Source organism: Deinococcus marmoris DSM 12784, assembly GCF_000701405.1.
Lineage (GTDB): Bacteria > Deinococcota > Deinococci > Deinococcales > Deinococcaceae > Deinococcus > Deinococcus marmoris.
Genome location: NZ_JNIV01000066.1, coordinates 1 through 21,006, shown reverse-complemented (window position 1 = coordinate 21,006; position 21,006 = coordinate 1). Strand labels below are relative to the sequence as shown.

At 66.1% G+C, this 21,006-nt stretch carries 20 protein-coding genes and 1 other RNA gene; 7 read left to right on the top strand and 14 right to left on the bottom strand.

Translation table 11 applies throughout. The features are described from left to right. The first annotated feature begins 12 nt into the window (after positions 1-12). Complete coding sequence (locus Q319_RS0115190) at positions 13-798, top strand: Nif3-like dinuclear metal center hexameric protein (protein ID WP_029483323.1); 786 nt, start codon at positions 13-15, stop codon at positions 796-798. Between the two features lie 3 nt (positions 799-801). Next, positions 802-1,452, top strand: a complete 651-nt coding sequence (gene tmk, locus Q319_RS0115185; RefSeq protein WP_029483322.1) for a dTMP kinase — start codon at positions 802-804, stop codon at positions 1,450-1,452. A 4-nt stretch (positions 1,453-1,456) separates the two neighbouring features. Here tmk and Q319_RS0115180 read toward each other — a convergent pair whose 3' ends face one another. From Q319_RS0115180 to Q319_RS0115135, 10 genes are all read right to left on the bottom strand, one after another. Continuing rightward, entirely contained in the window at positions 1,457-2,323 is an 867-nt protein-coding gene (locus Q319_RS0115180) for a glutaminyl-peptide cyclotransferase (RefSeq protein ID WP_081846082.1), read from the bottom strand. Between the two features lie 74 nt (positions 2,324-2,397). After that, the gene (queG, locus tag Q319_RS0115175; RefSeq protein ID WP_034415343.1) at positions 2,398-3,510 is read right to left on the bottom strand and encodes a tRNA epoxyqueuosine(34) reductase QueG; all 1,113 of its coding nucleotides are present in this window, start codon (positions 3,508-3,510) and stop codon (positions 2,398-2,400) included. 82 nt (positions 3,511-3,592) lie between these two features. Further along, the gene (locus Q319_RS0115170; protein ID WP_029483319.1) at positions 3,593-6,364 is read right to left on the bottom strand and encodes a M16 family metallopeptidase; all 2,772 of its coding nucleotides are present in this window, start codon (positions 6,362-6,364) and stop codon (positions 3,593-3,595) included. Between the two features lie 348 nt (positions 6,365-6,712). Next, positions 6,713-7,804, bottom strand: a complete 1,092-nt coding sequence (locus tag Q319_RS0115165) for a bifunctional 3-deoxy-7-phosphoheptulonate synthase/chorismate mutase (protein WP_029483318.1) — start codon at positions 7,802-7,804, stop codon at positions 6,713-6,715. 45 nt (positions 7,805-7,849) lie between these two features. Then, complete coding sequence (locus Q319_RS0115160; RefSeq protein ID WP_051655439.1) at positions 7,850-8,296, bottom strand: globin domain-containing protein; 447 nt, start codon at positions 8,294-8,296, stop codon at positions 7,850-7,852. Positions 8,297-8,373: 77 nt separating this feature from the next. After that, on the bottom strand, positions 8,374-9,147 hold the full coding sequence (locus Q319_RS0115155; protein ID WP_029483316.1) for an ABC transporter permease: 774 nt from the start codon (positions 9,145-9,147) through the stop codon (positions 8,374-8,376). Positions 9,148-9,202: 55 nt separating this feature from the next. After that, positions 9,203-10,141 carry an ABC transporter ATP-binding protein gene (locus Q319_RS0115150; protein WP_029483315.1) on the bottom strand — a complete coding sequence of 313 codons (939 nt, stop codon included), beginning with the start codon at positions 10,139-10,141 and terminating at the stop codon, positions 9,203-9,205. A 108-nt stretch (positions 10,142-10,249) separates the two neighbouring features. Next, on the bottom strand, positions 10,250-11,677 hold the full coding sequence (locus tag Q319_RS0115145; protein WP_169816514.1) for a superoxide dismutase family protein: 1,428 nt from the start codon (positions 11,675-11,677) through the stop codon (positions 10,250-10,252). Further along, entirely contained in the window at positions 11,674-12,915 is a 1,242-nt protein-coding gene (locus tag Q319_RS0115140; protein WP_029483313.1) for a PQQ-dependent sugar dehydrogenase, read from the bottom strand. Before Q319_RS0115140 ends, Q319_RS0115145 begins: the two co-directional genes overlap by 4 nt. Before the next feature lie 130 nt (positions 12,916-13,045). After that, entirely contained in the window at positions 13,046-13,888 is an 843-nt protein-coding gene (locus Q319_RS0115135) for a 1,4-dihydroxy-6-naphtoate synthase (RefSeq protein WP_029483312.1), read from the bottom strand. 72 nt (positions 13,889-13,960) lie between these two features. On the opposite strand from Q319_RS0115135, the gene Q319_RS0115130 reads away from it, so the two are divergent. Then, positions 13,961-14,482, top strand: coding sequence for a DUF6174 domain-containing protein (locus Q319_RS0115130; RefSeq protein WP_156039375.1), 522 nt, complete (start codon positions 13,961-13,963; stop codon positions 14,480-14,482). On the opposite strand, the gene ribF is transcribed toward Q319_RS0115130, so the two are convergent. Next, positions 14,466-15,365 carry a riboflavin biosynthesis protein RibF gene (gene ribF / locus Q319_RS0115125; protein WP_029483310.1) on the bottom strand — a complete coding sequence of 300 codons (900 nt, stop codon included), beginning with the start codon at positions 15,363-15,365 and terminating at the stop codon, positions 14,466-14,468. The genes Q319_RS0115130 and ribF overlap by 17 nt on opposite strands. Further along, a complete protein-coding gene (locus Q319_RS0115120; RefSeq protein ID WP_029483309.1) occupies positions 15,362-15,889 on the bottom strand; it encodes an NUDIX hydrolase in 528 nt (175 codons plus the stop codon). The genes ribF and Q319_RS0115120 overlap by 4 nt, the downstream gene beginning before the upstream one ends. A 416-nt stretch (positions 15,890-16,305) precedes the next feature. Between Q319_RS0115120 and tilS the strand changes: the two genes are divergently transcribed. Continuing rightward, positions 16,306-17,907: a tRNA lysidine(34) synthetase TilS gene (gene tilS / locus Q319_RS0115115; RefSeq protein WP_029483308.1), complete on the top strand. Its 1,602-nt coding sequence runs from the start codon at positions 16,306-16,308 to the stop codon at positions 17,905-17,907. A gap of 53 nt (positions 17,908-17,960) precedes the next feature. Next, positions 17,961-19,115: a diaminopimelate decarboxylase gene (lysA, locus tag Q319_RS0115110; protein ID WP_029483307.1), complete on the top strand. Its 1,155-nt coding sequence runs from the start codon at positions 17,961-17,963 to the stop codon at positions 19,113-19,115. A 16-nt stretch (positions 19,116-19,131) separates the two neighbouring features. On the opposite strand, the gene Q319_RS0115105 is transcribed toward lysA, so the two are convergent. Next, positions 19,132-19,896 (bottom strand): carbonic anhydrase, encoded by a 765-nt coding sequence (locus tag Q319_RS0115105; RefSeq protein ID WP_081846081.1) that lies wholly within the window; start codon positions 19,894-19,896, stop codon positions 19,132-19,134. Between the two features lie 80 nt (positions 19,897-19,976). On the opposite strand from Q319_RS0115105, the gene Q319_RS0115100 reads away from it, so the two are divergent. Beyond that, entirely contained in the window at positions 19,977-20,378 is a 402-nt protein-coding gene (locus Q319_RS0115100) for a hypothetical protein (RefSeq protein WP_029483305.1), read from the top strand. Between the two features lie 128 nt (positions 20,379-20,506). Here the strand turns inward: Q319_RS0115100 and ffs are convergent. After that, positions 20,507-20,605: signal recognition particle sRNA small type (gene ffs, locus Q319_RS26325), an RNA gene on the bottom strand. 114 nt (positions 20,606-20,719) lie between these two features. Here ffs and Q319_RS0115095 point away from each other — a divergent pair. Next, on the top strand, positions 20,720-20,923 hold the full coding sequence (locus Q319_RS0115095) for a hypothetical protein (RefSeq protein ID WP_156039338.1): 204 nt from the start codon (positions 20,720-20,722) through the stop codon (positions 20,921-20,923). Positions 20,924-21,006: the final 83 nt, after the last annotated feature.

The window sequence follows — 21,006 nt, the reverse complement described above, 5'->3', positions numbered from 1 at the left end:
TACAATGCCCCCATGACCGATTCCTCTACCCGCAAGCCCACCGAGGTCAGCCGCGATGAGCTGGTGCGCTGGCTCAACGATTACCTCAAAATCGACGCTTACCCCGATCCCAGCATGAATGGCCTTCAGATCGAGGGGACCGGAAAGATCACCCGTGTCGCGGCCAGCGTGGACACCAGTGTCAAGACGCTCCAGCACGCGGCAGACAGCGGCGCGGACATCCTGCTGGTGCATCACGGCCTGTTCTGGGGCGATCCGCTGGCGATCACCGGGCCACACCGCACGCGCCTGCAAACGGCGCTGGCCGCAGACCTTAACCTGTACGCCGCCCACATCCCGCTGGATGCCCACCCCGAAATCGGCAACAACGCCATGATCGCCAGCGCCCTGTCGCTGGAAAATCGGCAGCCGTTCGGAGACTGGGCGGGCCACAAGATCGGTCTGGCCGGGGAGTTGCCCTTCGAGCAGACCTTGCAGGATTTCGCAGACCGTATCCAGAAGCTGACGGGCGAAATCTGTCTGGTCCACGGCGGCGGCAGCCCCACCGTCAAGCGCCTGGGCATCGTCAGCGGCAGCGGCGCAGACCGTATTGCCGAGGCCGCCGCGCTGGGCCTGGATACCCTGCTGACGGGCGAGCCGGAACACAAGCATTTCCACGATTCTTTTGAAAATGGCGTGAACGTGGTCTTCGCCGGACACTACGAAACGGAAGTGTTCGGCGTTCGCGCGCTGGCTGCTAAAATCGAGGAAGAGTTTGGCCTGCCGTGGCAGTTTCTGCACCACCCGACGGGCCTGTAGTCGGTGCTTTCATCGTCTCAGCCCGAGACTGGCCTCTTCATCTCCTTTGAAGGGCCGGAAGGCGCAGGCAAAAGCACCCAGATCGGGCATCTGGTCAGGCGGCTGGAGCAGATGGGATTGCCGCATACCGTCACCCGTGAACCGGGCGGCACGCCGCTGGGAACCCGCGTGCGGGACGTACTGCTGGACCCGGAGCTAACCATTGATTCGCTGCCCGAATTTCTGCTCTACAGCGCCAGCCGCGCCCAGCTCGTGGCCAACGTCATTCGTCCCGCCCTGGACAGGGGAGAGGTGGTGGTCTGTGACCGTTACGCCGATTCCAGTCTGGCGTATCAGGGGTTCGGGCGCGGCCTGAACGCTGGACTGCTGCGCGGCATCACGGCGGCGGCGACGGGTGGGCTGTGGCCTCACCTGACCGTGCTGCTGGACCTTGATCCAGTGATCGGGCTGGAGCGGGCGGCGCGGCGCGGCCAGCCGGACCGGTTGGAGCAGGCAGACCTGACTTTCCATCAAAGGCTCAGGCAGGGTTTTCTGAAACTGGCTGAGGCAGAGCCAGAGCGGTTCCTGGTGCTGGATGCCACCCTGGCCGAAGCCGATTTGCAAAAAAGAATCTGGGAAGCGGTCCAATCCCGCCTCCCAGCCTCAAAAATCTGAAGTTCTAGCGGCGGGGCTGGGCACGCCCGTTCGTGACTCCCAGTCCAGGCACCTTGACCTCAAACATTATCCCCCAGCGCTTGCCGGTCAGCAGCAGCGTGCCGCGCTCGGGAACGTAGGCGATGCCGTTGGGAATGTCGTCGAAGGTCAGGGGCTTGCCCAGTTTGGCGGCGCTGGCACTGGCCTCGCGGGTCAGGGCGGACACGTCGATCCAGGCGGTGACCTTGCCCGTCTGCGGATCGATACGTGCAATCCGGTCGGTCAGCCAGACGTTGGCGTAGATACTGCCCTGCACGTATTCCAGCTCGTTGAGATTCCTGACGGGTTGTCCGGCGTCGGTCACGGTCACGCTGCGTTTCACGGCAAAGGTTTTGGGATCGCGCCAGACCAGCGTGGGGCTGCCGTTGCTCATGATCAGGTCCCTGCCGTTGGTGGTCAGGCCCCAGCCCTCGCCCCCGTAGCGGTAGCGTCCTACCTCTTTCAGGGTATTCATGTCGAAGGCGAAGGCCAGTCCATCCTGCCAGGTCAGGTGATAGGCCACGCCGCCCAGCACCGTAACGCCCTCACCGAAGGCGGTGGCCAGCGGCGTCATGGTTTTGCTCAGCACCTTGCCTGTCTTCAGGTCCACCCGCCGCACGCCGGATTCGCCCACCTGACCTGTGCTTTCTATGGAGACGCCGTCTCCCAGATATTGCAAGCCCTGGGTGAAGGCCGCGCGGTCATGCGGATACCGGTTGACGACAGTGGGGACCAGCAGGGCTGGAGCCGCCGCCGGAGCAGAAGTGGGTGAGGGGACCGCAGGCGTGGACTGGGCCAGGACCGTGTTCAGGGACACGAGACCGAGCAGGGAAAGCAGGAGGACGGCGCGCACAGCCTCATGGTAGGCAACTGGGGCGTCAGGTATCTGACATTTGCCCCAAGATTCTTAGTGCAGCCCCGAGCAGACTAGACAACTGGGGGATCGGCCAGGAGCCGCGCTGCACCGATCCGCACCGATTCTTCCGGGTCATTCAGGAGGGCGCGCACCTGCCCCCACTCGCCCCACTGGGCCAGCGCCCAGGCGGCGGCCTCGCGCACCTCGGGGGCCGGGTCCGTCATGCCTGAGAGCAGCAGCGGCCAGCCCTGGGGCGCGCGGGTGTTGCCCAGCACCGTCAGCGCGTTGCGGGCCATGCCCTTGCGGCGTGGGCGCAGAAAAGCCGTTCCCGCGAAGCGCCGATTGAATTCCCGCTCTCCGACGCCAAAAAAGGCGCTCAGGTCTGGGTGGGCCAGCCCAGGCTGCGGCTTCAGCAACTCCGCCAGCGGCCCCGCTTTCCGGGACCACGGGCAGACCTCGCTGCACACGTCGCAGCCGAACAGCCACTCGCCCATCTCTGTGCGGAACTCGTGCGGAACGGGGCCACGGTGTTCGATGGTCAGGTACGAGATACAGCGTCGCGCGTCGATGGCCCGATCATCGCCAATCGCATTCGTGGGACAGGCGGCCACGCAGCGGAAACACTTGCCGCAGCGGTCAGGATGCGCTGCCTGTGAACCCTCGAAGGGCAGATCGGTCAGCAGCACCGCCAGCGTCACGAAGGCTCCCAGTTGCGTGCTGATCGTCATTCCCGACTTGCCGCGCCAGCCCAGAAATGCGCCGGAAGCGAACAGGCGTTCCATCACCGGGCCGTGATCCACATAGCCGCGCGCCCGGACGCCCAGCGCCGCTGCCTCGGTTTCCAGGCGGGTCAGCAGCGGCTGCAACTGGTCGTGGTAATCCAGGGTCCAGGCGTAGCGGGCCACCCGGCCTACCCGGATGCCGTCAGCGGGCGCGGGCGGTTCCCCGAAGGCGTGCGAGACGCCCAGCACCAGCACGCTGCCCACGCCCTCCAAACGCGAGGACGGATCGGCCCGTGCCGGAAGCTGCCGCTCCAGGTAAGCCATGCCCGCGTGTCGCCCAGCGCCCAGCCAGCGGGCGTATTCGTCCACGGCACTGGTCGGAACGGTGGCCGCCGCCCAGCCCACCGCGTCCGCGCCCAGGCTCTGGGCCAGATCGGCGAGAAGTTCGGCGGGCGCGGTCATGGGGGGCAGTATGCCGCGCCTGACAACATCAAAAAGGAGTCCCCGTCAGATGCGGGACTCCTTTTCTCAGTCGGGAATGGTTTTACTTCCCGAACGTTCCCGCGCGCACCACCACCAGATTTTCAGGGGTCACGTACTTGTTCAGGGCAGCCTTCGCCATTTCTGGCGTCACGGCGCTGATCTTCGCTTCCAGCTCGGCGTTGAAGGCGTAGGTGCGGTTCAGGTACGCCTGCCGCACCAGACTGCCTACCAGGGTGGCGTCGCTGCTGCGGGCCACGCGGGCTTCCTGCAAGATGGCGGATTTGGCAGAGGCAATTTCAGCAGCGGTAAAACCGTCTTTAAGGGCCTTGGCCAGTTCCTCGCGCATGGCGGTCACGACTTTCTCGGTCACGTTGGGGTTGAAGATCGCGTAGGCGCTGTAGCTCCCCTTCTGATCCTCGCTGCTGGCGCTGACGCTACCGCCTGCGCCGTAGCTGAGGCCGTCCTGCTGGCGCAGCCGGTTGAACAACCGTGAATCGGTGCCCGAGCCGAAAATCCGCATGGCGACGATCAGGGCCGGGTAGTCGGCGGCGTCGTCCCGCAGCGGAAAGTTGAGGCGTGACACATAGACGGCGTTGGCCTTGTCCGGCACGTTGATCACGGTGTCGGCAGATTTGGGGGTGACCAGCGGCAGCGAGACGCGCTCGTACTTCACGCCGCTCTTGAAGCCCTCCAGAATGCCCGGCAGCGCCGCCGTGATGGTCTGCGGATCGAAGTCGCCCACCGCCGCCACCTGCACCTGCGCCGCGCCCCAGACCTTGTTGTAATAGTCCTTGACCTGTTCCAGCGTGACGGCCTTCGTATCCTCGATGGACTCGTCCAGCGTGGAGACATAGCCCAGATCGCCGCGTTTGGCCCCCGGTTGCGCGAAGGCGCGGGCCAGTGCCTGACTCGCCACGCTCTGCGGATCGCCGCGCCCGGACTCTGCGCCGTCGATTGCGCCCTTCTTCAGCTCGTCGAAGTCGGCCTGTGGGAAGACGGGTTCGCGCAGCACCTTCCTGACCAGTTCCAGCGCCTCGGCCAGATGCGTGCGGTCCGTGCTGACGCGCACGCTGGCCCCGGACGCCCCGCCCGACACGCTGAGCTGCGTCTTGATCGCTTCCAGGCGGTCATTGAGTTGCTGCCGGGTCAGGTCCTTGCTGCCCCGCGTCAGCAGCGGCGCGATGAAGTCGGCGGCGTCCCCACCATCTTTAATGGTCTGCGCGTTGCCGAAGTCCAGATTCATCACGAACTCGATGCGCTCGCCGCGCGTCTTTTTGGACAGCAGCGCAACTTTGGCCCCGGCCACCTCGCTCCGCACCGTGCGGGCCTCGATGGCGGCGGGTTCGGGGGGAATGTTCTCGCCTGCCGTCTGCGCTGCGCGGCCCACATAGCCCTTCAGCAACTCCTCAGCCGCAGGAGCCGCCGTCACCGTCACGCGGTCCGGCTGTGGTGTCGGCACGAAGACGCCCAGTGTGCGGTTGCTGGGCTTGAGGTAGGTTTTCGCCACGCGGGTCACGTCCGCCGCCGTCACCTTTTCCAGCTCGTCACGCAGCTTGAACAGCAAGCGCCAGTCGCCCGCCGCGATGTATTCGGAGAGGGTCACGCCCACCTGCTCGGGCTTGGACAGCAGTTGCTCGTAACTGCCCACCACGCGGGTGCGGACGCGGGCCACGTCCTCGTCGGTGAAGGCCGTGTTGCCCGCCTCTTCCAGCGATTTGATCAACGTGGCCTGCGCCGGGGCGGTGTCGTCGTCCTTGCCCAGCACGGCGGCGTACATCAGCAGGCCCGGATCAGCGGCGGTGTTGGTCAGGCTGCCAATCGCGGTGGCCTGCTTGCTCTGCACCAGCGCCCTGTACAGCCGCCCGGCGGGTTCGTCGGCCAGAATCTGGTCCAGCACCAGCAGCGCGGGCATGTCGGGGTGGCGGATGCTGGGCATGTGATAGGCGGTCAGCAGAATGCGCTCGTCGCCCACGCGGCGCACGGTCACGGTGCGTTCGCCGTCCTGCGGGTTTTCCACCGTGTACTCGGCGGGCAGCGTGCGCCACGGCTTGCGGATCGGACCAAACTCTTTGGCAATCTGCGCCAGTGCTATTTCCGGGTCAAAGTTGCCTGCCAGCGTCAGTACGGCGTTGTCGGGCTGGTAATACTTCTTGTAGAAGTCCTGAAGGCGCTTGATCGGCACGTTTTCCACATCGCTGCGGTTGCCGATGGCCGTGTTGCCGTAGTTGTGCCAGTCGTAGGCCACGGAGCGCACCTGCTTGTACAGCAACCCGAATGGACTGTTCTCGCCGCTCTCGAACTCGTTGCGGACCACCGTCATCTCGGTGTTCAGGTCCGACTGGGCAATCTTGGAATTGACCATGCGGTCCGCCTCCATGCCCAGCGCCCAGCTCAGATTGTCGCCGCTGTTGGTCATGGTTTCGAAGTAGTTGGTGCGGTCCTCGCTGGTGGTGCCGTTGAAATCCGCGCCGCGCTTGCCCAGGCTTTCCAGGATGTTGCCGCTGGTGGGCGTGCCCTTGAACAGCAGGTGTTCCAGCAGGTGCGCCATGCCCGTCTCGCCGTAACTCTCGGAGCGGCTGCCCACCTTGTAGGTCACGTTCAGCGTGAAGGTGGCTGCCGAGGTGTCGGGGAACAGCAGCACATGCAGCCCGTTGGGCAGGCGATATTCGCGGATGCCCTCCACCTCGGTCACGAATTTGACCCCGGCGGGCAGGGTCATGGTGGCGGCAGTGGTCTGGGTCGTCTGCGCCCAGCCCACTGAAGCAGGGGCGGAAGTCAGCAGCAACGAGGACAGCAACAGGGCGGCGGTGAAGCGCATGGGGCGTGATGGCATGGAACCTCCGGGAGAATGTGGGAAAGTGCAACGGAATAGCACTTAGCCTAGCGCCGGGATGGGGCGAGAGTGGGCGACTTTGCCACGTTTTGAGCTGTGAGAGCGGACGGGGTGAGAGAGTGGCTGTCTGCGTTGTAACCCCTCCTCCCCTTCGGGGGACCTCCCCTCAAGGGGAGGCAAGAGTCTAGGAATTGCCGTGCCAGTCGTTTTCCTTGGCTCCCTTTGAGGGGAGCTGGCTGCGAAGCAGACTGGCTGGCACATCTCCGAAGCAGAGGGGTTATCTCTTCATCTCTAACGGAAAAAGAGGAGCCTCGCACGCAGCGAAACTCCCCTCTCAGCCGTAAAAGCTCAGACGCCCGCAGGCACCTTCAGCATGGAGGCCAGGGCGTCGCTGAACTGGTCGTATCCGGCGAAGTCCAGTTGCTGCTCGTTGTCGCTCAGGGCGGTGGCGGGGTTGGGATGGACCTCGATGTGAATACCGTCTGCGCCCACGGCCAGCGCGGCTTTTGCCAGCGGGATCAGCAGGTCGCGGCGTCCGGCGGCGTGGGTCACGTCCACGATCACGGGCAGGTGGGTTTCCTGTTTCGCCAGAGCTACGGCGGACAGGTCCAGCGTGTTGCGGGTCCACTTTTCAAAGGTGCGGATGCCGCGCTCGCACAGGATGACCTCGCTGTTGCCTTCCGAGAGGATGTACTCGGCGGCGTACAGCCACTCCTCGATGGTGGCGCTCAGCCCGCGCTTGAGCAGCACCGGGCGGCGAGCGCGGCCCACTTCACGCAGCAGGGCGAAGTTGTGCATGTTGCGCGCACCGACCTGAAGGATGTCGGCGTACTCGGACACCACTTCCACGTCACGGGTGTCCATGACCTCGGTGATGAACAGCATCTTGTTGGCGCGGGCCACCCGGCTGCCCAGGATCAGGCCGTCCACGCCCATGCCCTGAAAGCCGTAGGGGCTGGTGCGCGGCTTGTACGCGCCGCCGCGCAGGATCTTGACCCCTTTGCCCGCCAGATACTCGGCGGTCTGCTCCATCTGCTCCTCAGATTCGATGCTGCACGGCCCGGCGATGATGATGGGCGGGGAGTCGCCGCCGATCTTCACGCCGTCGATGTCCAGCACGGTGTCTTCTTTCTTGACCTTTCGCGAGACCAGCAGTTGCTTCTTGTCGTTGCTTTCTTCCAGCGCCAGACTGGCCTTGAAGATCTCCTTGAACAGGTGCTTGACCGTCGCGCCCGTGAAGGGACCGGGGTTCAGTTCCTCCAGCTCGCGCAGTTGGCGGTCCTCGCGGGCCGGATCGTAGTGGTTGGGGCGGCCTTCCTGGGTCTTGGCGTGGCCGATCTGGGCCACCACCGTGGCGCGCTGGGACAGCAGTTTCAGCAGGTCACGGTTGATCTGGTCGATCTCGGTGCGGAGGTCCTCGATGGTGCGGGGTTGTGTCATACCCCGCAGTCTAGGAAAAGCGCGCCCAAAAAGACATTCACGCGGCTAGTCAATTGAAAGGAGTTGTCCAACTTTGCTGCCCCCATCCGCCTCGTCGTCAGGGGTATTGACCATGTGGGCGGCCACCCGTGCGAGGGCTGCGTGCAGTTCCCGCGCCTCGGCCTCGCCTATCTGGGGCGTGTCCTGCAAGGCGTTTTCCATACAGTTCAGCCACGCCCGCCCGCGCGTGGGCGTGATGACGTGCGGCAGATGACGCGCCCGCAGTCGGGGTGGGCCGTAGTTCTGGTGATACAGCGGCGGCCCACCCAGAAAGCCCGTCAGAAAAGCCAGTTGCTTCTGGGCCGTCAGGGTCAGGTCGGCGGGAAAGATGGGCGAGAGGTCCGGGTCCTGGGCCACCAGCGTGTAAAAGCGCGTGACCAGGGCGGCCAGTGCCTCCGGCCCGATGCGCTCGTACAGGGAGCCGCCCGCCGAGAGTTGAATGGGCGCAGTCATGACTGACAGGCTAGCAGGCCAGCAAAAAAGAGAGGCGGACCTCTGCCCACCTCTCCGGTGAAGTTAAAAAGTACGCGCTACACGTCGCGGCGGTCAAAGGCGTAGATCGCCATCAGGCCAAAGCCCAGGGTATAGATCAGCAGCAGGATCAGCGGCTGCCCGATGTCGCCCTGCTGCACGTAGATTCCGAAGTGCGAGGTCAGCAGGATGCGCTGGATGGCTTCGGGCAGGACCACCAGCAGGCGCATGACGATCAGGGTGGCAAAGGTGGCCAGCGCCGAGGCCGCCGTGTTCAGGAACAGCACGCCGAACAGCAGCGACAGGGCGGCCACCGGCATCAGCACGACGCCCGACAGGAACGCGCCGCGCAGCACCTGCCCGAACGCCTCGCCGCCGCTCAGTTCGCCCACGCCGACGAACAGCCCCGGCCCCAGACCTGTGCCGCCCGTAAAGGTGCCGAAGCCCAGCGGAATGCCTGCCAGCAGCGATCCGGCCACGGTGGTGATGATCAGCAGGAACGGAAAGACCAGCGCGGCGATCAGCTTGCTGGCAATCACCTTGGTGCGGTCCACCGGGCGCAGCAGCAGCGGCGCGAGGGTGCCCTGCGCCGTTTCCGAACCGATGGTCTCGGCCACGGTCACGGCGATGAACAGCGGCAGCAGGTACTGGATGGTCACGCCGATGCTCACGGCGGGCAACTGCCACCCGCTGATCATGTTGACCTGGATCAGCGCGCTCAGGCGCGGGGCAAAGGCCCAGATCAGCGGCAGCAAAAAGGTCACGATCAGGGCTAGTTTGGCGCTGCGTGATCCCAGCAGTTTGCGAAATTCCAGCAGCAGCAGCGTGATCATGCGCGCCGCCAGGTGAGCAGGACGGTGACAGGGGAGGGAACGCTATCGCTCTTCATCAGGCTTTCTCCACGCGCTCGCGGTAGTACTCGTACAGGTCGAAGTGATCGGGGCTGGCCTCGAAGACCCGGATGCCCTCCTCGCTCAGGCGGGCCAGGGCGTCGGGCACGCGGGCCTCGCCGCCCAGGTGCGCGATGGCAAACGGCGTGCGGGTGCTGACCTTGCGGACAAAGGGCAGCCGCTCCAGCACCGCCGCCGCGCCCACCGGGTCGTCCACCCGGAAGCGGTAGGCCGCCTGCCGGGCGCGCAGGTCCACGGTATCCACCAGTCGGCCCCCGGTCAGGATGCCCACGGTATGCGCGTAGGTGGCGATCTCGCGCAGGTGGTGCGTGCTGAGGACCACCGCGCAGCCGTCGGTGGCCATGCTGGTCACGATCCGGTGGATCAGCCCGATGCCCAGGGGATCCAGGCCGCTGGTCGGCTCGTCCAGGATCAGCACCTTGGGATCGGCCAGAATGGCGCTGGCCACCCCCAGCCGTTGCCGCTGCCCCAGCGAATACTCCTGCACCTTGCGGTCCGCCATGCGCGTGAGTTCCAGCAGCGCCAGCACCTCGCGCAGGCGTTCGCGGGGCACCTTGCGCCCACCAGGGGCCATTGCAGACAGGTTGGCGTGGATTTGCAGGTTCTGATTGCCGGTAAACTGCGTGTAGAACTTGGCCGGAGCCTCCACCACCGCGCCCAGAAACGCGCGGGCGCGGGCACCGTCGGTATGCACGTCACGGCCCATCAGACGGATCTCGCCGTCGGTGGGAAAGGCCAGGCCGGTCATGCAGCGGATCAAGGTGGTCTTGCCGGTGCCGTTGGGGCCGGTCAGGGCGTAAACCTCACCGGGACGGACGTTCAGGAAAATCTCTTCCAGAACGCTGTGGTTGCCATACTTCTTGTTTAGCCCACGCACCTCGATGGCGGGAATGGCGGGCGCGCCTTGCTTCGTCACCCCGACACCTTAACGCGGGATGAATCAACAAGTTCTTACAATCCCCTGTCGGTCCATGAAAAAGGGGGGAGGGTGCCTTCGCTTGCCCGCCCCCCTGGTGTTTTGCGTTCAGAACGTTTTGAAGCGAGTCAGCTTGAACGGGGTTTCCGGCGTGCCGCCCTGCAATTTATCCAGTTGTCCCTGCGTGACCACCATGTCCGCCCCCACTTTCGCCAGCGTGGTGGGAAAGCGCAGTCCGGCCAGCGGTTCTTCCATCAACAGGGTGCCGCTGCCGTAATCGGCCCCCAGACCCACCTTACTGATAACTCCATCGGCGTTGCGGGCCACGTAGAGGGTCTGGCCGTCCAGCAGCAGACCGTCGCCGTTGGTCAGGCCGCCCATGACCTTTTTGACAGCTTTCGTGGCCGTATCAATGCGCCACAGGTCACCCGTGTTGAGCTGGACGCTCAGCAGATACTTGCCGTCCGGCGAGGCCACGATGCCGTTGAGGTTGATGCCGGGGCCGTACTTGATCGGCGTGCCGCCCAGGTCCAGCCAGCGTTCGACTTTCATGTCCCGCACGTGCCAGATCACCGGGCGGGTGGAATCGGTGACATACACGCTGCCGTCCGGTGTGGGAATCAGGTCGTTGAGGTACGGGCTGGGGCTGGGCGGCGTCATCAGCGTGGCGATGGGTGCGCCGTCCGGCGACAGGATGCTGATGGCCCCGGTTGCGCCCCCGGCCACCCACACGCGGCCCTGCGCGTCTACCTTCAGGCCCAGCGCAGTGCTGCGGCCCAATGCGCCGCCCTCTGAAAAGAGGCTGGTGGCACCCGTACTCGCGTTGATGGCGTAAATGTTGCCGTTGGCCGCGCTGCCGGTGTAGATCACGCCTTTTTTAGCGTCGTAGGCCACACCCTCGGGGAAGTCCTGGATGCCGGGCAGCGGGTAATCGCGCACGGTGAAGTCGTTGCGGAGGATCACGCCGCAGCGTTCGCGTGCGCCGCTCTTGCCGCTGGGATCGCTCTTGTAGTCGTCCATGTCCGCGTGGACCATCAGCGAGCGGTTCAGGACGCCGTTCTTGCCGGTCAGGCTGCTCTTGTCGGTGGTGAAGGTGGCCGTGCCAGTGCCGTCCGCGCCCACGTTCAGCATGGGCAGGTCACCGCCGTGGCCGTACCTGTTGCCCGCCGTGGGGCTGTCGTGGTTCTTGCTGCCGCCCGGATCAAAGTGACCGCCCGCTCCGCCGAAGGGCACCACTTTATTCACGGCGGCGTCCACGCCGGGGGTACAGCGCCCCAGATCGTGAAAGTGCATGCCGTGCATGCCGGGGGTCAGACCGCTGGCCGTCACGGTCACGCGCATGCCTAGGCCCACCTGCTCAAAGCTGGCCTCGCCGCGCACCTGCCCGGCGGGGTCACGCATCGCCGCCGTCGCCTTGAGGTTGGCGGGCATGGGTCCCGTCATGGGTTCCGCCCCGCCCGCCAGCACCAGGCCACTGAGCAGGAGCGCTGCGCCGCCCAATCCGAGAGCCAGATTCTTCTTGACCTGTCGCATCATTTGCCCCCGGTGTACAGCACGCGGTACAGCACGCCACTCTGATCGTCGGTGAACAGCAGGCTGCCGTCGGTGTACTGGGCCACGCCCGCCACCCGCCCGAACTGCTTCCACACGTCTCCGTCCTGGTAGACGAAGCCGCTCACGAAGGGCGTCACGCCCGTGGGCTTGTTGTTCGCGTCGAAGGTCACATGCCCGATCTCGTAGCCGCTGGGTTCATTGCGGTTCCACGACCCCCGGAAGGCCACGAAAGCGCTGTTCCTGTATGCGGCGGGAAACTGGCTGCCGGTGTAAAAGTCCATGGCGATGGCCGCTGCGTGCGCCGTGTGGTTAAGAACGCTGCCGGTGGTTCCGGCGCAGTATTCGGCCTTGGTGATCTTGCCGGGGATGCCCGACACGTTCACGTAGGGGTCTGGATTCTTGTCGCCGTAGCAAAAGGGCCAGCCGTAGTTCTTGCCACGCTCCAGTACGTTCAGCTCCTCGGGTGGGATGTTGTCGCCGTGCCAGTCGCTGCCCTGGTCCCAGCCGTATAGAACCCCCGTGACCGGATGCCAGCCGAAGCCGATGGTGTGGCGCAGGCCGCGCGAGTAGACCTCGCGGCTCTTGCCGTCCGGGCTGAGGCGCAGCAGGGTGGCTTCCTCGGGGTTCTGGGTGGGCGAGTCGTTGTTGGTGGCCCCGAACGTGGCGTATAGGTAGCCGTCCGGCCCCCAGCCCAGGGTGCGGGCCGGGTGCTGTCCGGCGTCGGGGAAGCCGTCGGCAAAGACGCGCGGCACGCTCAGGCTGCCGTCTTTGGCCATGTCCATGACCCAGATGGTCTTCTCGCCCACCACGTACAGCTTGCCGTCGCGCACATCCAGCCCGTGGGCCAGGCTCATGTTCTGCGCCACCCGTCTGCGCTCGGTGGCCTCGAACTGGCCGTCCCCGTTCACGTCTTTCAGGTAATACACGTCGCCCTGCGCGCGGCGCGTCAGGTAGATGCCGCCGTCGGGCATCACATGCATCATGCGGGCGTTGCCCAGCCCCGTCGCCATGACCTTGAGCGTAAAGCCAGCCGGAACCTTCAGGCGGCTCAGCTTGTCTGCCGTGAATTCCAGCGGCGTCGGCTCGTTGCGGGTGGCGGTGACGGTGACGGGCGGTTCGCCGGGGGGAATGGGGCGCGGCGCGGGAACGCCCTGCGCGCCTGCCGGAGTGGCCGATACGGCCAGGGCCGCCGTGAGGGCGGTCAGTAAAAATCGTCTCATGTGTGGATCCTCCGCCCGACATGCTGCCCAGTTGGGCGGCAGGGAAGTGGAAGCGGATCACCATGTGGGACAACGTTCAAGACTGATTCAAGGTCTGCTTCAGGCCGGGTGGGGCTTTGCCCGTCTGTCTTCAGGGCCGTGCCACGAACTGCGGCAGGTCCGACGCCTCTGCCGCGCCCACCTCCACGGCCCGGCGGTGCAATTCCTGCACGGCGCGCGTGCCTTCCTCACCCACGTCCAGGCTGAAGGCGTTCACGTACAGGTCAATGTGCGCCTGCATCACCTCGTCGGCCATTTCCAGCGCGTGCCGACGAATATAGGCGCGCGAGGCTTCGGGGTGGGCGTAGGCGTATTCCAGGCTCGCGCGCACCGAATCGTTCAGCGCCCACTGCGTCTGCGGGGCCAGATCACGGCGCACCAGAATCGCGCCCAGCGGCAGGGGCAGTCCGGTCTCGCCCTCCCACCACGCGCCCAGGTCCATGTGCCTGCTCAGGCCGTGCTGGGTGTAGGTAAAGCGCGATTCGTGGATGATCAGGCCCGCGTCCACCTCACCGCGCTCCACGGCGGGCATCACCGCGTCGTACCGCATCCGCACAACTTTGACCTCGGGGTAGACCAGCCGCAGCAGCAGTTCCGCTGTCGTCAACGCTCCCGGCGAGGCCACCGTTTTGCCGTTCAGATCCCCGACGTCGCCGCGTGTCACGATCAGCGGCCCCACGCCGCGCCCCAGCGCCCCGCCCGCGCGCAGGGCCACGTACTGGTCCATCACGCCAAAATACGCGCGGTAACTGATCTTGGTCATGGGCAATTTGCCCGCCATGGCCCAGTCGTTGAGGGTCTGCACGTCCTCCAGCACTTCCTGCACCGGCAGGGGCGCGGGCACCAGTCCGGCGTGCAGCGCGTGGAAGATAAAGGTGTCGTTGGGGCAGAAGGAATAGCCCAGTTGCAGAAATGCGGGAGAGGGGAGGGTCATTGAGATTCAGGGTACGCCGTCTCTTGTGGCGTGATCAGCGGTTCATCACACTGCTGCTCCATGCTGCCCCGCATGAAACGGTTTGCCCTGTTGATGGCCCTGAGCTGCGTGGCCTGCGCTGAAGCGGGCGGTGCGGACGGCGGCATTCCTGTCGGTCCCGCCGCACAGACCTGCGCTCCCGGTTATGTGCGGCCCGATTTCGCCCGTCTGGAGGCGGAATTGAAGACGGCCCGCGCCCTCTGGAAGGCGGCGGGCATCCAGAACTACAGCTATGATTTTGCCCGGATTGCCGCGCCCGTGCGCTTTCCCGACGTGACGGTGACGGTGGAGGGCGGGCGCATCAAGGCCGTCGTGTCTCAAGGCCCCCTGGAACAGAGGCTCCCGGAGGGGCTGAACGTCGGCCCGGTGGAGGCCCTGTTTCTGGAAATCACGCGCGCCATCACGTATCAACGCTCACAGCCCTGCGCCGATCTGCGCGTGACCTACAGCGCCGCAGACGGCCATCCCACCACCTCCTACAGCGGCTCGCAGTTCAGTCCGCTGGCCGACGGTAACGCCGAATGGCGGGTAACCAAGTTCAGCGCACGTCGCTGAGTGCCGCCTGTGCCCCCTGGGCGTCGCGGGCCAGTTGCGCCTTCAGCTCGTCCAGCCCGCCAAATTTCTGCTCGCCGCGCAGGTGTGTGAAGAACTTGACCTGAAGCTCCTTGCCGTACAGGTTGCCCTCGAAGTCGAACAGATGCACCTCGAAACGGCGTGTTTTGCCGTTCACCGTGGGCCGAAAACCGACATTCGCCATCCCGTGCCAGCGCTCGCCCCGGTCCCCCAGCGCCACCACCGCGAACACGCCCATCGGCAGCGCCTTGCCGTCCGGCACGCCGATGTTGGCGGTGGGCCAGCCAATCGTGCGGCCCAGTTGATCGCCCTGAACCACCACCCCCTGCGCGTCGTAGTGGCGGCCCAGTAACCTTCCTGCGCCGTCCACGTCGCCGCTTGCCAGCAACTCGCGGATGCGGGTGCTTTTGATGTCCTCGCCGCCCAGTTGGTGCATCGGCAGGGCCACCACCTCGGCGGCCACGCCGCGCAGGTCTTCCACGCCCCCAGCGCGTCCACGCCCGAAATGGAAGTCCTCGCCCACCACCACCGTGCGCGGGCGCAGCGTCCGCAGGTCGTCCAGAAACGCCTCCTTGGGCCGGGCGGCAAATTCGGGGGTAAAGGACATGGCAATCGTCTCGTCCACGCCGTAGCGGGTAAGCAGGTCCAGCTTTTCCGGCAGGGTGGACAGGAATTCCACGCCCTGGGTCAGCACCCGCGTGGGCGGATCGAAGGTGTAGACCACGCTGGGCACGCGGTGTTCGCGCGCTTTGGCCTTGAGCTGGGCGATCAGCGCCTGATGCCCCAGATGCACTCCGTCGAAGGAGCCGACGGCCACCACCGTTTCGGTGTCCGGGCGCTGGGCGGGCGAAACGTAGGTCTTCACTCGTCTGCCACCGCTGCTGCTGAATCCTGCCCATTCAGGCTCTGAAGGGCGTACAGCGCCGCCGCCACCGTCGTCGCGCTGCCGATGATCCGGCCCCCGCGCAGGCCGTCCAGCACTTTCTGGGGGGCCATCCAGACCACCTCGATGTCCTCGTCGTCGTCGTGCGGCAATCGACTCTCGCGCAGGTTGGTGGCCTGGAACACATACAGTTGCTCGTCGCAGAAACCGGGGCTGGAATAAAAGCGGGTCAGCAGGCGCATGTTGCCGTCCAGTCCAGCCTCTTCCTGGAGTTCCCGGCGGGCGGCGGCTTCGGGGGATTCCCCGGCGTCGATCAGGCCCGCCGGGGCTTCCAGGGTGTGGGCGTCCACGGCGCGGCGGAACTGGCGCACCAGCAGCATCTCGCCCGCGTCGTTCAGCGCCAGCACGGCCACCGCGTCGGCGTGGCGGATCACCTCCCATTTGTTGTCCAGCAGTTCCAGCTTCAGGATGTGTCCGTCGTAGATGGTCCGGGCGTCGCCAGTCATGCGGGCATTGTAGGGATTTGGGGTTGGGTGGCCTGTGGGCGGGGAGGCTTTGGCTTGAGCTTTTTGCCCCACCCCCCAGCCCCCATCCCCAGGGGGGACGGGGGAGCGAACGTTGCACTGGGCAGGGGTTATCGGGCGTTATCGGCGGGAAAGGGCGGTGGCCTCCGGGTCTGATACCCGGCTCCGTTACGCTGAATGCGGCCCGTCCGCTACGCGCCCGACGGCCTTCGGTTGCTGCTCAGTTGACGTTTTCGTGTGCTGAATGAAACAACGCGCCTTGGCTTTTAGCTCCTCCCCCCTTGTGGGGGAGGCTGGGAGGGGGGTAGCAGGCGGAGCCTGCTCTTGCTCATTCACCTACAGCTAGGCTGTCTGTCCAGAACTCTCCACCCCACCCGTCCCCAAATACAATGCCCCCCATGTCCGCCCTGCCCCCCCATCTGGCCCAGCCCCTTGCCCCCTACGCCGGGCAGGTTGTGGTGGTGGGCGTGTCGGGCGGGGCGGATTCGGTGGCGCTGCTGCGGGCGCTGGTGCTGGCTGGGGCGCGGCCAGTCGCCGTTCACCTAGACCACGCCCTGCGCCCCGAATCGGCGGAGGATGCCCGCTGGGTGGCCGAACTGGCCGGGAAGCTGGGTGTTCCTTACGAGTCCGCGCGGGTGGATGTGGCGGCGGTGGCGGCGGCGCGTGGCTGGAATCTGGAGGACGCGGCCCGCCGGGTGCGCTACGACTTTCTAGGGCGCGTAGCGAAGCGACACCGCGCAACAGCCGTCCTGACCGCCCACACCCGTCGTGATGTGGCCGAGACCGTGCTGATGCAAGTGCTGCGCGGCGAGGCAGTCCTGAACGGCATTCCCGCCGAACGGGGCCGGGTGCGCCGTCTCTGGCTGGCCGTGCCGCGCGCCGATCTGGAAGCCTTTCTGCACGCGCTGGGCCAGAGCTGGCGCGAGGACGCCTCCAACGCTGACCCCACCTTCACCCGCGCCTGGATTCGCCGCGAGGTCATGCCGGTGTTAAGCGCCCGCTTTTCAGGAGCCGAGGCGAGTCTGGCACGGGTGGCCCGCTATGCCGCACAGGACGACGGCGCGCTGACCGTTCTGGCCTCCCACCTGACGCCGCACACGCCCCTGCAAAAGCAACCTGCTGCCGTATTGCGCCGCTTCGTGCGCCGGGAGCTGGTGGGGGCGGGGCTGTCGTTCCATGCCGGGCATCTGGAAACGCTGGCGGAGGGGCTGGGAACGGGCGAGACGGTCCACCTGACCCTGCCGGATGCGCGGGAGGCCACGGTCACGGACGGGCGGCTGCATCTGCTCTCCCAGCCCTGGCCCGAACCCGATTTTCCTCTACCCCCCGGCTGGCAACGCCGCACGCGGCAGGACGGGGACCGCATTCATCTGCCGGGTGGAACGCGCAAGCTCAGCGACGTGCTGACCGATCTGAAGATTCCGCGTGGGGACCGGAACGCCGTGCCGCTGCTGGTCTCCGGCGAGGGCGTGCAGTGGGTGGGCCTGAAGCCTGCGGTCTGGGCGGTGGGTGCGCGGGCGGCGGCGGGCGTGGCCCCGGACCCCATTCACGCCGGGATGGGCGAGGCGCTGACACTGGCCCGGCAGGCGGCAGCCGAACAGGAGGTTCCGGTGGGCGCGGTGGTTCTCGGCCCGGACGGCAAAGTGATTGGCCGGGGCCGCAACACCTCGCGGGCGGACGGCGACATGACCCGCCACGCCGAACTCGCCGCGCTCCGGGAAGCTGCCGTCACGCTGGGAACACCCTATCTGGGCGGTTGCACCCTCATCGTGACCCTGGAACCCTGCCCGATGTGCCTGGGCGCGGCGCTGGAGGCACGGGTGGGCCACATTGTTTACGGGGCATCCAATCCCAAAGCGGGGGCGCTGGGAGGCGTGACCGACCTGCTGGGTGACCACTGGGGCCACGCGCCCTCAGTCACATGCGGCGTGCGAGCGGCGGAGGCGGCGCGGCTCTTACGGGCCACCTTCCAGGGCATTCGGGGAGCCAGCAATTCCTGAATGCGTTCCATGACTACGTCCCACTGTCCGGCCCGACTTGATACCCTCCTCACGTGACCATTCCCACCACCGCCCTCCAAACGGCTGCCGAACGCTTCGGCACGCCGCTCTATGTCTACGACGCCGCCGAGTTGGATGCCGCTCTGGCACGGGTGCGTTCCGCCTTTGGCACGGCGCGGGTGTATTACGCCATGAAGGCCAATCCCAATCTCACGTTGCTGCGCCGTCTGAACGCCGCCGGGGTGGGCTTTGAGTGCGTCAGCTCCGGCGAACTGGCCCGCGCGGAGGCGGTGGGGGCATCCGGCGAACGGATTCTGGTGAACGGTCCCGCCAAATCCGAGGCCGAATATCTGACTGGCGCGCGGCTGGGCGCAACATTTATCGTGGACCGCGAGGAAGAGGTGCCCCTGTTGCCCCCCCACTCCCGCGCGCTGGTGCGGGTAAATCCGGCGCTGGCGGTCAGCACCCATGACCATCTGGCCACAGGCGCGGCGGGCAGCAAGTTCGGCGTGACGCTTGCCCAGGCCCCGCGTGTGCTGGACGCCCTGCGCGACGCCGGACACACCGCGCTGGGGTTGCACGTCCACATCGGCAGCGCGATCCGGGACGCCCACGACTTCACGGCGGCCTTTGGGCGTTTGTCCGAAATGCGGGAGCAGACCGGGCCGCTGGCCGTCCTGGACGCGGGCGGGGGCTGGGGCCTAGACGCCGATCTGCATGGGATTGCCCGTGAAGCGCGGGCGGCTGCCTCTGCTTTCGGCGCGGAGCTGTGGGTGGAGCCGGGCCGGTATCTGGTGGCGCGCGCCGGAACGCTGCTGACCCGTGTGGTGGGCACCAAGCGCACCGGACGCAACTTCTGTCTGGTGGACGCGGGCATGACCGAGTTGCTGCGGCCCATGCTGTACGGCGCAGAGCATCCGGTCACGCCGCTGTGGGACGGTGGCGAGGTGGAAACCTGGGACATCGCCGGACCTGCCTGTGAGAGCGGCGATCTGCTGGCACGCGACATTTCCATGCCTCAGCCCACGCGCGGCGCACTCGTCGCCATCGGGGAGGCGGGGGCCTACGGCGCGGCCATGAGCGGCACTTACCTGACCCGCTCCCGCCCTGCCGAGGCGCTGTACGAACCGGGAAGGGAAGGCGGTGCGGACTGGACCGTGATCCGCCACCGCGAGACCCCGCAGGACGTGTGGGCAGCAGAAATTTAAGATAGCCGCCGTTTTCTCAGGGCAGCAGATCCGCCTCATCCACCAGAAAATCCACCGCGCCGCTGCCGATCTCGTAATAGCCGCCGATCACCTGAACCTGGCCGCTGGCCTCGGCTTCCTGGATCACGGACTGCGCGCGCAGCATCTGAACCTGATGGCGCACGTTGTTCAGCACGGCCTCGCGCATCCGGGCCTTCTTGTCGCGGATGCGCGGCATGTCCACCAGACTGGGCGTGATGCGGTGGATGATGCTCTGGAGGTTGTCCGGCTCCTGGGCAATCTGTTCCGGGGACAGCATGGCGGCGGCCACCGCCCCGCACGACTCGTGGCCCATCACCATGATCAGGTGGACGTCCAGATGCCGGATGGCGTATTCCAGCGTACCCAGCCCCGACTCGCCCACCACGTTTCCCGCCACCCGCACCACGAACAGGTCGCCCAGACCTACATCGAAAACCAGTTCTACTGGCACGCGGCTGTCGCTACAGGCCAGCACGGCGGCGTAGGGCGTCTGGCCCATGATCTGCGCGCGGCGTTCGTTGACGTCCAACTCGGGCCGTCCGCTCTTGCCCCGGAAGAAACGGGCGTTGCCGTCCTTCAGCGCCTCGATGGCCCCGGCGGGCGTCTGGATATCGGTGTGGTGGCGCAGCGCGGCGATGTCTTCCATGCTGGCCCCGCGCCGGATGGCGTCCAGAATGCGGCGCTCCAGTTGGGCGGTGGACTGGACAGCGGTTGGCTCTGGGGTCTGCGCGGGCGCTGAGGCGTCGGGAGAAGTGGTCATCTGTGCCGAGTCTAGCCGCTCCTCCGCCGCCGTATCCACGCCCTGTCCACGGCGGCGCACCTCTGCCCTATGCTCAGGGCATGACCGACACCTCAGACGAATTCGGGGCCGAGGACCTGACCACAGATGAATTCACCACAGACGAACTGCTGGAGCGCTACGCCATGCTGCGGGACACCATCCAGGGCCTGGAAACCGAGCGTGAGGCGCTGGGCACGCAGCTCAAGGCCGCCCTGGCCGGAGGCGAGCGCGCCGAGACCGATCTTTACCGCGCCGTGCTGAAGGTCTCGCGCCGCGTCGAATACCCGCTGGACCGCTTCCGCGAGGTCTTCGGCGACGCTGCCGCCCTGGAAGTCGCCACGGTGGACCGCAAGAAAGCCGATGCGCTGGCCGGGGCAGGCGATCTGGACGGAGAGCGTCTGCGCGAACTGGGCGTGGTGCGTGAGATTCAGGTGCTGACCTTGCAGCCGAAGACACGCTAGCGCGTGGTCTGAACGTCAAAAAGTCTGAAGGTCTAAACGCGAGGACGGAGCTTTCCTTGCGCGTTCAGACCTTCAGACGTTCGGACATTTCGACGGCGGGATGCCCCGCCCATAATTAAGCAAAAAAAGCATTGCCGGTGAGCAACGGCACCCGCGAATCATCCCTTATGGCTGCTGCCTTCCGGCCCTGACCAGGTTCGAGCGTTCGCGCTGCGCTGCGCCAGCAATGCGCCGTCGAAGATAGCACAGCCGCTCTGCGGGTCAAGTCCGCGCGCGAAATTTAGAAACAGGGCGCTTGGGCATCCAGATGGGTGCATCCCGCTGAAATGGGATGATGGTGCATGGCAACAGAACGGGAAATGCTGAGTCAGGTCATGGAACGTCATCTGGATCAGCTTTTAGAAGAGTCTGAGGGGCAGCTCAGCGTTGCTGAGCTGGAACAGACCCTACTCCGCCAGCAGAGTCCACTCATGCGAGAACTGTTTCAGACCCTCATTGACCTGCGCCAGAAGCAGGATTTTTCCCCCTCAGAGCAAACCGACTGACCCGGAGTGGCGCAAGGATGGACGCACGACGCTGCTGATTCACGGCTGTTGGGGAGCCGTGAATGTTCCCGCCCAGACTTGGG